This window comes from Xylophilus rhododendri (assembly GCF_009906855.1).
Taxonomy (GTDB): Bacteria; Pseudomonadota; Gammaproteobacteria; order Burkholderiales; family Burkholderiaceae_C; genus Xylophilus; species Xylophilus rhododendri.
In genome coordinates this window covers 5,552,575-5,566,487 of the sequence record NZ_CP047650.1, presented here as the reverse complement: position 1 = coordinate 5,566,487, position 13,913 = coordinate 5,552,575, and the positions used below count along the sequence as shown (strand labels likewise).

The 13,913-nt window shown below is 69.1% G+C and carries 15 protein-coding genes; 8 read left to right on the top strand and 7 right to left on the bottom strand.

All coding sequences use genetic code 11. From position 1 onward, the window contains the following. Positions 1-10: 10 nt before the first annotated feature. The 5 genes from GT347_RS25750 to GT347_RS25730 are packed head-to-tail and all read right to left on the bottom strand — an operon-like array spanning position 11 to position 5,694. Entirely contained in the window at positions 11-1,129 is a 1,119-nt protein-coding gene (locus tag GT347_RS25750; protein ID WP_160554899.1) for a TIGR03364 family FAD-dependent oxidoreductase, read from the bottom strand. A 5-nt stretch (positions 1,130-1,134) separates the two neighbouring features. Continuing rightward, positions 1,135-1,827 carry an HAD family hydrolase gene (locus GT347_RS25745; protein WP_160554898.1) on the bottom strand — a complete coding sequence of 231 codons (693 nt, stop codon included), beginning with the start codon at positions 1,825-1,827 and terminating at the stop codon, positions 1,135-1,137. After that, entirely contained in the window at positions 1,824-3,545 is a 1,722-nt protein-coding gene (locus tag GT347_RS25740; protein ID WP_160554897.1) for a putative 2-aminoethylphosphonate ABC transporter permease subunit, read from the bottom strand. Before GT347_RS25740 ends, GT347_RS25745 begins: the two co-directional genes overlap by 4 nt. Beyond that, on the bottom strand, positions 3,542-4,636 hold the full coding sequence (locus tag GT347_RS25735; RefSeq protein WP_160555523.1) for a putative 2-aminoethylphosphonate ABC transporter ATP-binding protein: 1,095 nt from the start codon (positions 4,634-4,636) through the stop codon (positions 3,542-3,544). The genes GT347_RS25740 and GT347_RS25735 overlap by 4 nt, the downstream gene beginning before the upstream one ends. A 20-nt stretch (positions 4,637-4,656) precedes the next feature. Further along, a complete protein-coding gene (locus GT347_RS25730; protein WP_160554896.1) occupies positions 4,657-5,694 on the bottom strand; it encodes a putative 2-aminoethylphosphonate ABC transporter substrate-binding protein in 1,038 nt (345 codons plus the stop codon). A 154-nt stretch (positions 5,695-5,848) separates the two neighbouring features. Here GT347_RS25730 and GT347_RS25725 point away from each other — a divergent pair, with 154 nt between their 5' ends. Genes GT347_RS25725 through GT347_RS25715 form a run of 3 tightly spaced genes read left to right on the top strand, consistent with a single transcriptional unit; the run spans position 5,849 to position 8,012 of the window. Continuing rightward, complete coding sequence (locus tag GT347_RS25725) at positions 5,849-6,586, top strand: phosphonate utilization associated transcriptional regulator (RefSeq protein WP_160554895.1); 738 nt, start codon at positions 5,849-5,851, stop codon at positions 6,584-6,586. A 5-nt stretch (positions 6,587-6,591) separates the two neighbouring features. Continuing rightward, positions 6,592-7,146: a phosphonate degradation HD-domain oxygenase gene (locus GT347_RS25720; protein WP_160554894.1), complete on the top strand. Its 555-nt coding sequence runs from the start codon at positions 6,592-6,594 to the stop codon at positions 7,144-7,146. After that, the gene (locus GT347_RS25715; RefSeq protein ID WP_160554893.1) at positions 7,143-8,012 is read left to right on the top strand and encodes an EamA family transporter; all 870 of its coding nucleotides are present in this window, start codon (positions 7,143-7,145) and stop codon (positions 8,010-8,012) included. The genes GT347_RS25720 and GT347_RS25715 overlap by 4 nt, the downstream gene beginning before the upstream one ends. Here the strand turns inward: GT347_RS25715 and GT347_RS25710 are convergent. Beyond that, entirely contained in the window at positions 8,005-8,934 is a 930-nt protein-coding gene (locus GT347_RS25710) for a LysR family transcriptional regulator (protein ID WP_160554892.1), read from the bottom strand. The two genes, GT347_RS25715 and GT347_RS25710, sit on opposite strands and share 8 nt — an antisense overlap. Positions 8,935-9,034: 100 nt before the next feature. On the opposite strand from GT347_RS25710, the gene GT347_RS25705 reads away from it, so the two are divergent. The 5 genes from GT347_RS25705 to GT347_RS25685 all read left to right on the top strand — a co-directional run bounded on the left by GT347_RS25705 (position 9,035) and on the right by GT347_RS25685 (position 13,407). Continuing rightward, the gene (locus GT347_RS25705; protein ID WP_160554891.1) at positions 9,035-9,736 is read left to right on the top strand and encodes a pirin family protein; all 702 of its coding nucleotides are present in this window, start codon (positions 9,035-9,037) and stop codon (positions 9,734-9,736) included. Positions 9,737-9,882: 146 nt separating this feature from the next. Continuing rightward, positions 9,883-10,158 (top strand): XapX domain-containing protein, encoded by a 276-nt coding sequence (locus GT347_RS25700; RefSeq protein WP_160554890.1) that lies wholly within the window; start codon positions 9,883-9,885, stop codon positions 10,156-10,158. Continuing rightward, on the top strand, positions 10,151-12,037 hold the full coding sequence (locus tag GT347_RS25695) for an amidohydrolase (RefSeq protein WP_160554889.1): 1,887 nt from the start codon (positions 10,151-10,153) through the stop codon (positions 12,035-12,037). Before GT347_RS25700 ends, GT347_RS25695 begins: the two co-directional genes overlap by 8 nt. After that, positions 12,037-12,459 carry a DoxX family protein gene (locus GT347_RS25690; protein WP_160554888.1) on the top strand — a complete coding sequence of 141 codons (423 nt, stop codon included), beginning with the start codon at positions 12,037-12,039 and terminating at the stop codon, positions 12,457-12,459. Before GT347_RS25695 ends, GT347_RS25690 begins: the two co-directional genes overlap by 1 nt. Before the next feature lie 51 nt (positions 12,460-12,510). Further along, the gene (locus GT347_RS25685; protein ID WP_160554887.1) at positions 12,511-13,407 is read left to right on the top strand and encodes a helix-turn-helix transcriptional regulator; all 897 of its coding nucleotides are present in this window, start codon (positions 12,511-12,513) and stop codon (positions 13,405-13,407) included. Here GT347_RS25685 and GT347_RS25680 read toward each other — a convergent pair. Then, complete coding sequence (locus tag GT347_RS25680; protein WP_160554886.1) at positions 13,337-13,891, bottom strand: hypothetical protein; 555 nt, start codon at positions 13,889-13,891, stop codon at positions 13,337-13,339. The two genes, GT347_RS25685 and GT347_RS25680, sit on opposite strands and share 71 nt — an antisense overlap. Between the last annotated feature and the right edge of the window lie 22 nt (positions 13,892-13,913).

Here is a 13,913-nt window from a genome sequence, read left to right as displayed (position 1 = left end):
CTTGTTGGGTTTACCAGCCGGCGAACACGTCCTCGGCGATGCCGAAGGCAGTGCTGGCGCCGGTGCCGCTGGTGACGAGCACCAGGCGGGTGGCTTCGTCGGGGCTGTCGATCAGGCAGTCGGTCGATGGCGAGGAGGGATAGATGCCGACCCAGCGTTCGCTCACCCGGCACTGCTGCAGCTTCAGGGTTTCGTTCAGATGGCGCAGGATGAGTTCGTCCACCCGCTCGTCGGCGAAGGGCTCGGGCGCGGCGCCGTAGTGGTGGGAATCGCCGACGACCAGGGAGCCATCCGCGCTCTGCACCACGATCAGGTGGATGCCGTTGTCCAGCGACTCGCCCTCCTCCCGCCGCATCTGCTCCATCAGCACCCGGGCCGCCGGCAAATGGCTGTAGCCGTGGTAGCGCACCAGGCTCAGGTCGGCCATGACGGAGCCGGGCAGCTTGAAGCCCGGCTCCGGCACCACCCGCAGCATGTGCAGCAGGCACAGGCGCAGCCGGTGCGGCGCGATGCGTTCGGCGAACAGGCCGTTGAGATCGGTGTTGGTGCAGACGGCCACCCGCTCGGCATGCAGCACGGCGCGCGAGGTGCGCACCCGGGGCGTGGCCACTTCCAGCACCGCCTCCGAGAAACGGAAGTCCACGCCATGCACCTCGGCCAGCCATTTCGCCAACAGGCCGATGGCGGTGCGGGATTCGACCCGCATCTCGTGCGGGCTGTAGAGCACGCCCTGGGCGCCGTCGAGCCGCAGCACGGAGGAGCGCCGGGCGGCCTCGGCCACGTCGAGCAGCTCGCACTGCTCGCCCATCTCGGTGCCCATGAACTCTTCCAGCACCTTCAGCGCCTGCGGCCGGAAGGCCGTGAGGTACAGCCCGTGGTGGATCGCTTCGATGCCGGCCTGCGGTGCGACTTCGCCCCAGATCTCGCGGGCCCGCCGCGCCCGGCGCCAGGTGTCGCCCGCACCTTGCCCGGTGACGGTGATGAAGCCGAAGTTGCGGATCGAGGCGCCCACGCAGGCCGCGTCGCGCTCCACCACGCAGACGCGCAGGCCGCGTCGGGCGGCGGTATAGGCATGCGCCAGGCCGACGATGCCGGCGCCGACGACGATCAGGTCGTAAGGTTTGTCCATGAGGTTCAGGAGAGAGGGCTGGGTTCGACCGCCAGCGTGGGCAGCACCTGCCAGCCGCGGATGCGGGCCTGGGTTTCCAGCCGGGCATCGGGCGTCACCGCCACCGGCCGGCCGACGGCGGCGAGCAGCGGCAGGTCGTTGATGGAGTCGCTGTAGAACACGGCGGCCTCCATTGTTTCGTCGGCATCCATGCCGCGTTCGCCCAGCCAGTGCCGCAGGCGCAGCACCTTGCCTTCACGCATGTTGAGCGTGCCCTGGTTGCGGCCGGTGAAACGGCCGTCGGGGGCGATCTCCATCTCGGTGGCGATCAGGTGCTCGAAGCCCAGCAGCGCGGCGGTGGGCTCCGAAAGGAAACGGCTGGAGGCCGTGCTCAGCACCAGCAGGTCGCCGCGCGCGCGATGGCGTTCCACCAGCGCATGGGCACCGGGCGCGATGCGCGGCCGGACGATGGTCTGGACGAAACCGGGCAGCACCGGCGCCCATTGCTCGGGCGTGCGGCCGCCGAAGGTGGAGGCGTAGAAGGCGCAGAACTCGGCCGGCGTGGCCTTGCCTGCGTGGTAGCGCAGGTCCATGTCCGCATTGCGCTCGGCCAGCGTGCCGGGCAGCAGGCCCTGGTCCAGCAGGTAGCGTACCCACAGCACTTCGCTGTCGCCGGTCAGCAGGGTGTTGTCGAGGTCGAAGACAGCCAGGCAGCTCATCGCGCGGGGGCCCTCCAGGCTTGCGTGCGGCGGTCCACCAGCCGGCCCAGGCCCATGTAGGCCAGGGTGACCAGGGCGGAGGTGCCGGCGATCAGCACCGCCATGGCGGCAGCCGGGCCGGTGTCGCCCGCCTCGTCCAGGTTCAGGATGGCGACCGAGGCCAGCTTGGTGTCGGGCGAATACAGGAAGACCACCGCCGAGATCGTCGTCATCGCATTGATGAAGAAGTAGCGCGACACGTCCAGCAGCACCGGCAGGCAGATCGGCAGCGTCACCCGCCAGAAGGTCTTGTAGAGCGGCACCTTGAGCGAGGCGGACACCGCTTCGAATTCGGCATCGATGGCCTTCAGCGCCGTCACCACCGTCAGATGGCCGGTCGTATAGAAATGCACCACCGTGCACAGCACCATCAGCGGCAGCGTCTGGTAGAGGCCGTTCAGCGGATTGCCCGGCGCATTGAAGAAGAAGATATAGCCCAGGCCCAGCACCAGGCCCGGCACAGCCATCGGCAGCATGGCCAGCAGGCGCACCACCGGCCGCAGCGCATCGAAGCCCCGGGTCTTCTCCAGCAGATACGCGCCGACGAAGACGACAGCCGTGCCGACGACGGCGGTGCTGGCCGCCAGCTTGAGGCTGTTGACCATCGCGTCGCCCAGCTCCGCATCGACCAGGCCCGAGATGTAGTGGCCCAGCCCCGGCGTGAGGTTGTAGGGCCAGAGCTTGGCGAAGGAGGCGAACACCGCCATGCCGAACATGGCCAGCACCAGGGCCGCGATCAGCAGGCAGTAGGCCGTCATCGCCGCATCGAAGCCGCGCGCGGGCCGGGGCACCAGGGCCACGGCACGCGCGGTGAGCGTGGCGGTCTGCTTGCGCTGCACCAGGGTGTCGACACCGAAGGTCAGCACCGCCGGCAACAGCAGCAGCAGGGCCACGACCGCGCCGCGCTGGAAGTCCTGCTGGCCGATCACCAGCTTGAAGACATCGGTGGCCAGCACATTGAAATTGCCGCCCACCACCTTGGGAATGCCGAAGTCGGTGATGACCAGGGTGAAGCACACCAGCGCCGCCGAGATCAGCCCGTACTTGGCGCCGGGCAGCGTGATGGTGAAGAACTTGCGCACGGTGCCCGTGCCCAGCGCATCGGCCGCCTCGTAGAGCCGCGCGTCGGCCAGCGCCAGGGCGGTGACCAGCACCATCAGCACATGGGGAAAGGTGGCGAAGCATTCGGCCAGCACGATGCCCGGCGCGCCGTAGATGCCATCGAAGCCCAGCGCCAGCCAGAAGCCCTTGGCCAGCCCCTGGTTGCCGAACCAGTAGATCAGCGAGATGGCCGACAGCAGCGAAGGCGCCAGCAGCGGCAGCAGCATCACCGCGCGCAGCACCGGCTTGGCCCGCATGCAGCTGCGGGTCAGCGCATAGGCGAAGGCGAAGGCCAGCGGGATCACGATGGCCGTCACCAGCGCCGACACCCAGACGCTGTGCCACAGGCTGGTCAGCAGCGCGGGCGACGCCAGGTAGGCGGTGAAATTGCCCAGGCCCGCGCCCTGCGGCGCGTCCAGCGCCTTGGACAGGATCAGCCCCAGCGGTGCCAGCAGGCCCACGCAGAGCAGCGCCACGACCAGCAGCAGGCCCAGGTGGGCCACACGATCGGAGCCATCCACCCGCTGCCGCAGGGCCGGCGCCCGCACCGGGGCCGCCACAGCTGTCACGGCGTTCATGCGTTCGCCGCGGGGAACACCCGCAGCCGGTCGGCGCGCAGCGCGAAGCTCACCCGGGCGCCCTCGTGCACATTGAATTCGTCCATCTGGTTGAGCGAGTACTGGAGCTGCAGCGGCTGGCCCGGCAGGCCCTCCACATCCACCTCGGCCAGGCAGTTGCCGCCGAGGAACTCGATGGCGCGCACGGTGCCGGCGCAGCGCAGCGGCTCGTCGGCCGGCATCTCGCCGACCACCCGGTCTTCCGGCCGCATGTAGAGCGAGACCTCGCGGCCGGCGCGGAAATCCGCCCCGGTGCCGGGCGCGCTCTGGAAACGCTTGTCGCCGCAGCGGAACCAGCGCTCGCCCTCGGCCACCGCCGCCAGCTTGTTGACCTTGCCCACGAAGTGCGCCACGAAGGGCGTGGCCGGCTCGCGGTAGACCTCCATCGGCGTGCCCACCTGCTCGATCACGCCGTGGTTCATCACCACGATGCGGTCGGCCACCGACAGGGCTTCCTCCTGGTCGTGGGTGACCATGATGGTGGTCACGCCCAGGCTGCGCTGCAGGCCGCGGATCTCGTTGCGCAGGCGCACCCGCACGGTGGCGTCCAGCGCGGACAGGGGCTCGTCCAGCAGCAGCAGGCCGGGCGAGGTGGCCAGGGCCCGCGCCAGCGCGATACGCTGCTGCTGGCCGCCGGACATCTGCGCCGGGTATTTGGCGCCGCTGCCCGGCAGGCCGACCAGGGCGAGCAGTTCCTCCACCCGGGCCGCGATCTGCGCCCGGCCCTGGCCGCGGTTGACGAGGCCGTAGCCCACGTTCTGCGCCACGCTCAGGTTGGGGAACAAGGCATAGGACTGGAACATGATCCCGTAGTCGCGCCCGGCCGGCGGCAGCACCGAGATGTCGCGGCCGGCCTGCACGATGCGGCCGGAGGTCTGCGTCTCCAGCCCGGCGACGATGCGCAGCAGCGTGGTCTTGCCGCAGCCCGAGGGGCCGAGGAAACACACGAACTCGCCCTTGCGGATCGCCAGGTCGATGCTCTGCAGCGCGGTGAAGGCGCCGAAGCGCTTGTGGATGCCGCGCAGGTCGAGGTAGGCCTCGTCCGCGCGCATCGCCGGGGCCGGCGCGTGGCTCACTTCTTGGGCTCGCTCTTGGCGTCGTAGCGGCGCGACCATTCGGCCAGCGTCGCCTCGCGGCTGGCGGCGGCCTTGTCGAAGTCGAGCTTGATCAGGCGCGACTCGTAGTCGTCCGGAATGCCGGCCAGCTTGGGCGCCACGCCCGGCTGTGCGGTGATGGCGAAGTTCTTGCCGTAGAGGCGCATCGCGTCCTTGGACGAAGCCCAGTCGGCCAGCTTCTTCGCGGCCTCCAGCTTCTTGGTGCCCTTGTAGATGGCGAAGCCTTCCAGGTCCCAGCCCAGGCCTTCTTTCGGGAAGACCAGTTCGATCGGCGCGCCCTTGGCCTTGTTGGTGTGGCCGCGGTATTCGAAGGAGATGCCGGCCACGTATTCGCCGGCAGCCGCCATGTTGCAGGGCTTGGAGCCGCTGTGGGTGTACTGGCCGATGTTCTCGTGCAGCGCGTCCATGTACTTCCAGCCGCCGCCCTTGCCGCCTTCGTCGCCCCACATCTGCAGCCAGGACACCACGTCGAGGTAGCCGGTGCCGGAAGACGCCGGGTTGGGCATCACCACCTGGCCCTTGTATTCGGGCTTGGTCAGGTCCTTCCAGGTGGTCGGGATCGGGATGTTCTTCTTCTTGGCTTCGACGGTGTTGAAGCACACGGTGGCGCCGAACACGTCCATGCCGAACCAGGCCGGCGGGTTCTTCTTGTCGCGGTAGGCCGGCATGATCGCGTCGAGGTTCAGCGGCGCGTAGGGCTCCAGCATGCCGTTGCGCTGGAACAGGGCCAGGCTGGTCGCGGCCACGCCCATCACCACATCGGCCTGCGGGTTGGCCTTCTCGGCCAGCAGCTTGGCGGTGATGACGCCGGTGGAGTCGCGCACCCACTTGATCTCGATGTTGGGGTTCTCGCGGTTGAAGGCTTCCTGGTAGGCCTTGAGCTGGTCGGTCTCCAGTGCGGTGTAGACGATCAGCTGCTGCTTCTGCGCAAAGGCGGAGGCGGCGAACACGAGCCCGATGGCGGCGGCCCAAAACGACTTGCTGGCGATTTTCATGCGTTGCTCCAGAGGTTGAACCGGGCGGACTTTGATGCCCGTGGAAGTCATGTTCGTGACATTTCCTCCAAGCAAAATCGGGGCCAGTTTTAGTAGTTTGTTTTTTGTAGATCGTAGACAATCTGGAAAACAGGTATTTCTCCGGAACCCGGCCATGACCATTTCCACCCCTACCGACGCCATCGCACAACTCCAGGGCAACTCGCTCGCCGGACTGGTGCAGAACGAGCTCGAACGCATGATCCTGGCCGGCGACCTGGCGCCCGGCGCCAAGCTCACCGAGATCACCATCGCCACGCAGCTCGGCGTATCGCGCGGCCCGGTGCGCGAGGCCTTCCGCATGCTCGACGAGGCCGGCCTGGTGCGCACCGAGAAGAACCGCGGCGTGTTCGTGCGCGACATCCCGCTCGACGAGGCGCTGGAGATCTTCGAGCTGCGCGCCGTGATGGAGATGTACATCGGCCGCAAGCTCGCCGAGACCGCCACCGCCGCCCAGGCCAAGTCCCTGCGCCAGCTGGTCGATGCGATGGACCAGGCCACCAAGGCCGGCGATGCGCAGGAGTTCCACCGACACAACCTCGAATTCCACGACAGCCTGCTGCGCCTGGCGGGCAATGCCAAGTTCACCGCCCACTACCGCCGGCTGATCCGCGAGCTGTCGCTGATCCGGCGCAAGAACCTCACGGTGGAATCGATGGCGGTCTACACGAAAGAGCACCGGCAGATCGTCAAGGCCATCGCCGCCCACGACGCCGAGGCCGCCGGCCAGGCCATGTTCGACCATGTGATGAACAGCCGCGAACGCACCCTGCACAACTACAGCGAGCAACCCGCCGCGCCGGCACCGGCGGCCGCCGGCAAACGCGCCACGCGGCGCACCGCCGAGGCCTGATCGCCATGGCGCTGGCCTTCGACGACATCGCCCTGCTCTTCGCGCGCCACGGCGCCACCCAGTACAGTGGCGAGCCGGTCACCCAGACCGAACACGCGCTGCAGACCGCCTGGTTCGCCGAGCAGGACGGCGCCGACGACGAGCTGGTGACGGCGGCCCTGCTGCACGACCTGGGCCATCTGCTGCACGACCACGGCGAGACACCGACCGAGCGCGGCATCGACGACCTGCACCAGTTCGCCGCCCTGCCCTTTCTGCGCGGCCTGTTCGGCGAACGGGTGCTCGACGCCATCCGCTGGCATGTGGATGCCAAGCGCTACCTCTGCGCCACCCGGCCCGAATACCGCGACGGACTGTCGGCCGATTCGCAGCGCAGCCTGCTGCTGCAGGGCGGTGTGTTCTCGGCCGATGAAGCCCAGGCCTTCATCGCGCGGCCGAACGCGGCCGAGGCGGTGCGCCTGCGGCTGTGGGACGACCGTGCCAAGGTCGAAGGCCTGTACACGCCCGACCTTGCCCATTACCTGGCCCGCGCGCAGCGCTGCCGGCTGGCCGCGGCGTGACGCTCGGCATACCGCTGGTCCTGGCGATCCTGTTCGCCGCGCTGCTGCATGCGGGCTGGAACGCCCTCATCAAATCGGGCGGCGACAAGTCGCTGGATACCGCCCTGGTGCACAGCCTGGGCGTGCTCTTCGCCATCCCCGCGGCGATCTGGTTCGGCCTGCCGGTGGCGGCCGCCTGGCCCTACATCGTCGCGTCGTGGACCATCCACGTCGCCTACTACATCGCCCTGGCCGGCGCCTACCGCCATGGCGACCTGGGGCTGACCTATCCGATCATGCGCGGCACCGCGCCGATGCTGGTGGCGCTGGTGGGCGCGATATTCGTGGGCGAGCGGCTGTCGGGCCAGGCCTGGACGGGCGTCTGCATCCTGTCGGCCGGCGTGCTGATGGTGGGGCTGGCGCGGGTGGCGGGCACGCCCGGCGGCGGCCAACACCGGGGCAAGGCGCTGGGTTTCGCGCTGGCCAATGCCTGCATCATCGCGGCCTACACCGTCATCGACGGCATGGGCGTTCGGGCCTCGGGCGATGCCTTTTCGTACGCGGCGGCGATCTTCCTGTTCGACGGCCTGCCCTATACCGCGCTGGTCCTGTGGCAGGCCGGGCCGCGGCGCCGGGAAGCCCTGGGCTACATGCGGCGGCGGGCGCCACTGGCGATCGGCGGAACCGCCGCATCGCTGGGCAGCTACTCCATCGCGCTCTGGGCCATGACCCATGCGCCGGTGGCCCTGGTGGCGGCCCTGCGCGAAACCTCCGTGATCTTCGCCGCCCTCATCGGCACCCTGCTGCTGGGCGAGCGTTTCGGCTGGGTGCGGGCCGCCGGCACCGGGCTGGTGGTGGTGGGCGTGGCCACCCTGCGTTTCAGCTGACGGCCTTTTCCGGCTTGGCCCAGGGCGCCGCGGCGAAATGCGCGGCCAGGTATTCGATCAGCGCCTGCACCCGCGCCGGCTTGGCCCGGCCCGGCGGCGTGACGATGTGCAGGGCGATGGGCGGCGGCTGCCAGTCGGGCATGGCGGCTTCGACGATGCCGTCGCGCAGGTCCTCCCACACCAGGAATTCGGGCTGTATCGCCAGGCCCAGGCCGGCGCGCAGGGCCGGCACCAGGCCGTCGGCATTGTTCACCCGCAGGGCCGAAGGCACGACCTGCGAATACTCGCCCCGCGTGCGGTGGGTGAAGCGCCAGGCCTCTCCCGTGCGGGCGTGTACGTAACGCAGCGCCCGGTGCGATGCCAGGTCGCGCGGATGCTGCGGCCGGCCATGGGCCTCGAAGTAGCCGGGCGAGCCCACCAGCAGCAGCCGCACGCCGCAGAGCCGCCGCGCCAGCAGGCTGGAATCGGGCAGCGAGGAAATGCGCAGGGCGATGTCGAAGGCGCCGCCGACCATGTCGATCAGCTCGTCGCTGAAGTGCACGTCCAGCGTCACCTCCGGATGCTCGGCCATGAAGGCCGGCAGCGCCGGCGCCAGGTGGGCCAGGCCGAAGGACATGGGCGCCGCGATGCGCACGGCGCCGCGCAGGGCCTTGGACTGCTCGCCCAGTTCGGCCTCCACCGCCTCGCCCTCGCTCAGGATGCGCGCCGCGCGCTCCAGCGATGCCTGGCCGGAAGACGTCAGCGACATGCGCCGAGAGGTGCGGTGGAACAGCGTGGTCTTCAAGCGCGCCTCCAGCCGTGTCAGCGCCTTGGACACCGTGGGCTGGGCCACGCCCAGCTCGGCCGCCGCCCTGGCGAAGGAGCCTGTCTCGGCCACCTTGGCGAAGATCGCCCAGGCTTCGAGGTCAGGAAGTCTTGCCATGGTGTTTTTGGAATGAATGGTTTTCCATCTCTTCTATTCTCTTATGGTTCGGCGAATCCTAAAGTCACTCCATCGCAACATTCAACGCAGGAGAAAGACCATGATCGAAGCTCGCCCCTATGCCTCCCTCGGCGGTGCCAACCACGGCTGGCTGGATGCCAAGCACCACTTCTCGTTCGCCGGCTACCACGACCCGGCCCGCATGGGCTGGGGCGCGCTGCGGGTGTGGAACGACGACACCATCGCCGCCGGCACCGGCTTTCCGCCGCATGCGCATGCGGACATGGAAATCATCACCTACGTCCGGGAAGGCGCGATCACCCACCAGGACAACCTGGGCAACAAGGGCCGCACCGAAGCCGGCGACGTGCAGGTGATGAGCGCCGGCACCGGCATCCGCCACTCGGAATACAACCTGGAGCCGGGCACCACCCGCATCTTCCAGATCTGGATCCTGCCGGACGGCCGCGGCCAGGCGCCGGCCTGGGGTGCCAAGCCCTTTCCCAAGGGCGACCGCTCCGGCAAATTCGTGGCCCTGGCCAGCGGACTGCCGGGCGATGAGGAGGCCCTGCCGATCCGCGCCGCCGCCCGCGTCTCGGGCGCCACGCTGAAGGCCGGCGAGACGACCACCTACACCATCGGCAAGAGCCGGCGCGCCTACCTGGTGCCGGCCAGCGGCGAGGTGAAGATCGACGGCGTGACGCTGCAGGCGCGCGACGGCGCGGCCATCCGTGACCAGGACAGCTTCACGGTCACGGCGCTGGCCGATGCCGAACTGATCCTGGTGGACACGGCGGCCTGAGGCAGCGCAAAGGCCGGGGCGATCTCTCTCGAAAGAGGTGGAGAGGCCCCGGCCTTTTTCGCTGCGGCGCTGCCACCAAAGCGGCTGTGCGGCGCCGCGCCGGCTGCCTAAGCTTGCATCCGCCGCCCCTCAAAAGCCTTTTCGCCATGAAGCCCTATCTCCTCTCCGCCGCAGCAGGCCTGCTGGTCGGCATCGTCTACGCGCTGATCAATGTGCGCTCCCCGGCGCCGCCGGTGATCGCGCTGGTCGGCCTGCTGGGCATCCTGGTCGGCGAGCAGCTGCCGCCGCTGGCCCGCCACCTCTGGCAGGGCAGCGATACCCCGCACGCCTGGCTGCACCAGCAGGTCAGGCCGCACATGTTCGGCCGCCTGCCCGAGAGCACCCCCACCAACCCTTCGCTGGAAGAACGTCACGATGGCTGATCGCACCACTCCCGAACTGATCCTGCACCGCGGGCTCTTCGCCACGCTCGACAAGAGCAAGCCCACCGCCAGCGCGGTCGCCATCCAGAACGGCCGCTTCCTGAAAGTGGGCCAGGACCACGAGGTGATGCCGCTGGCCGGCGCCGACACAAAGGTCATCGACCTGCGCGGCCGCCGCGTGCTGCCGGGGCTGATCGACAACCACCTGCACATCATCCGCGGCGGGCTCAACTTCAACCTGGAGCTGCGCTGGGACGGCGTGCGTTCGCTGGCCGACGCCATGGCCATGCTCAAGGCCCAGGTCGCCATCACCCCCGCGCCGCAATGGGTGCGGGTGGTAGGCGGCTTCACCGAACACCAGTTCGCCGAGAAACGCCTGCCCACCATCGAGGAGATCAATGCGGTGGCGCCGGACACACCCGTCTTCCTGCTGCACCTCTACGACCGCGCCCTGCTCAACGGCGCCGCCCTGCGCGCCGTCGGCTACACCAAGGACACGCCCGCCCCGCCCGGCGGCGAGATCGTGCGTGATGCCGCCGGCAACCCCAGCGGCCTGCTGCTGGCCAAGCCCAATGCCGGCATCCTCTACGCCACGCTGGCCAAGGGGCCCAAGCTGCCCTACGAATACCAGCTCAATTCCACCCGCCACTTCATGCGCGAACTAAACCGCCTGGGCGTGACCGGCGCGATCGATGCGGGCGGCGGCTTCCAGAACTATCCGGACGACTACCGCGTCATCGAGGAGCTGGCCGAGAAGGACCAGCTCACAATCCGCCTGGCCTACAACCTGTTCACCCAGAAGCCCAAGCAGGAGAAGGAAGATTTCCTGAACTGGACGGCCACCTCGAAATACAAGCAGGGCACCGACTACTTCCGCCACAACGGCGCGGGCGAGATGCTGGTCTTCTCGGCGGCCGACTTCGAGGACTTCCGCCAGCCCCGGCCCGACATGGCGCCGGAGATGGAAGGCGAACTCGAAGGCGTGATCCGGGTGCTGGCCGAGAACCGCTGGCCCTGGCGCCTGCACGCCACCTACGACGAGACGATCAGCCGCTCGCTGGACGTGTTCGAACGGGTGAACCAGGAGATCCCGCTCGAAGGCCTGAACTGGTTCTTCGACCATTGCGAGACGATCTCCGACCAGTCCATCGACCGCATCGCGGCGCTGGGCGGCGGCATCGCGGTGCAGCACCGCATGGCCTACCAGGGCGAGTACTTCGTCGAGCGCTACGGCCATGGCGCGGCCGAGGCCACGCCGCCGGTGGCGCGCATGCTGGAAAAGGGCGTGAAGGTCTCGGCCGGCACCGATGCAACCCGGGTCGCCTCGTACAACCCCTGGGTCGGCCTGTCCTGGCTGATCACCGGCAAGACGGTGGGCGGCATGCAGCTCACGCCGCAGCGCAACTGCCTGGACCGCGAGACGGCGCTGCGCATGTACACCGAGAAGGTCACCTGGTTCTCCAACGAGGTCGGCAAGAAGGGCCAGATCGTGGAAGGCCAGCTGGCCGACCTGATCGTGCCGGACCGCGACTTCTATGCCTGCGCCGAGTCCGAGATCGCCGACACCACATCGCTGCTGACCGTGGTCGGCGGCAAGGTGGTCTGGGGCGCCGGCGACTTCGCCAGCCATGACGACAAGCCGGTCCCGCCCGCCATGCCCGACTGGTCGCCGGTGCGCCGTTTCGGCGGCTACGGCGCCTGGGGCGAGCAGCAGGCCGCGCCGCTGCAGAACGCCGCCCGCATGGCCGCGGCCTGCGCCTGCGCCAGCAGCTGCGGTGTGCACGGCCACCAGCACGCCACGGCCTGGACCAGCAAGCTGCCGATCTCCGACCTCAAGGGCTTCTGGGGCGCCCTGGGCTGCGCCTGCTGGGCGGTGTGATGCCGCGCGCCACCGGCTCCTGGCTGCAGCGCGGCGGCTTGCTGCTGCTGTGCTCGGCCTATCTGCAGGGCGGCCTGATGAAGGCCTTCGACTTCGGCGGCGCGGTGGCCGAGCTGCAGCATTTCGGCATGGCGCCGGCGGTGCCGCTGGCCCTGGCCACCATCGTGCTGGAGATCGTCGCGCCGGTGATGATCGTGGCCGGCTACGGGCGCTGGCTCGCGGCGCTGGGCCTGGCAGGCTTCACCCTGGTGGCGACCTTCCTGGCCAACCGCTTCTGGGAGGTGGCGGGGCCGGAGCGCTTCATGCTGGAGAACGCCTTCTTCGAACATCTGGGCCTGGTCGGCGCATTCCTGCTGGTCGCGCTGTGGGATTTTTCGGCGCGCCGGCCCGCTGCGGACAGGGGCCTTGCAAGCAAGACGTAGGGAAGCGGTGCTAGCCTCGGGGAATCTAGGGTTCTCCCGGGGAGTGTTGGGATGTCGGAAGCGATGGATTCTTTGGGCTGCATGGCCAGCGGCCTGCACCAGGACCAGCAGCTGCGCGGCTCCGGCATCGTCTTCCATCGCAAGCGCGCGGCCGCCGACGGCATCAACCGGGTGGAAACACCGGCCGCCGACCGCGGCTATCTGGTCGGCATCGCCATGGGCCACGGCCACCAGCGCCGCATCTTCCATGGCCGCGAGTCGGCCAGCCATGCCTTCGAAAAAGGCGCGATCTACATCCGCAACTTCTCCGACCACTACCGGGCCGACCTGCAGGGCCCAATGGATTTCCTGCTGCTGGAGATCTCCCACGAATTCTTCGAGAACGCCACCGACGGCCGCTGCGACACCCAGGTGCGTTCGCTCGAATGCGTCACCGCCCTGCCCGATCCGGTGCTGGTGCACCTGGCGGCCGCGGCCCTGCCGATGCTGGAGCGGCCGGGCCGGGCCAGCCCGCTGTTCATCGACCAGCTCGGCGTGACCATGGCCACCTACCTGCTGGAGCAGTACGGCGGCGCCATCGCCGGCTCGCCGCGCCGGCCGCGCACACTGTCGCGGCAGCTGGAGGAACGCGCCAAGGAGATGCTGCGGGCCCGGCTTGACGGCGAGATCTCGGTGGCTGCGGTGGCCGAGGCCTGCGCCCTGTCGCGCAGCTATTTCATCCGTGCCTTCCGCGAGACCACCGGGCTCACGCCGCATCAGTGGCTGACCCACCAGCGCCTGGAACTGGCGCGCGGCCTGTTGGCCAAGACGGTGCAGCCGCTGGCCGAGATCGCCACCAGCTGCGGCTTCGCGGATCAGAGCCACTTCACCCGGGTGTTCACGCAGGCGGCCGGTATGCCACCGGGGATTTGGCGTAAAGCGGTTTCGCCCTCGCCACCTCATTCATAGGCTCGGCTTCGTCGTGGGTTTCGCAGGGCGGCTGCCGCGCCGCGTGCGCCGAGACCAGGAAGCCGGCCGGCGCGATGCCGGTACGGGTGCGCTGCAGCGCGGTGCGGGACTTGGTGGCCAGGGCATCGACCATCTGCCAGAGCACTTCGGGGTCTTCCGCCAGCTCCGGCTGCCCGTAAGCCGCTGCCTTCGATGCCCCCGGGCCCACCGGCTCGCGCAGGTTCACCGCGCGCACGCTGGCCTCAGCATCCAGCACCACGCCCACCCGGTGCCGCACCGACCGGTGCACCCACTCGCACACCTCGTCTTCCAGCTCATCGTCCTGCAGATGCGGCGCCGTGGAGGCACATGCGATCGAGCCGCGTGGCCGGCCCTGCTCGTCCCAGATGGTGGCCGACCAGCGCCTCGCCGTGAACGCCGCCTCGAAGTGAAAGGTGCGGCCATCGCAAAAAACCTCGGAGATGAAGCTGCCGTCATTCGCCATCGGTTTCTCCTGCTGCGAAGAA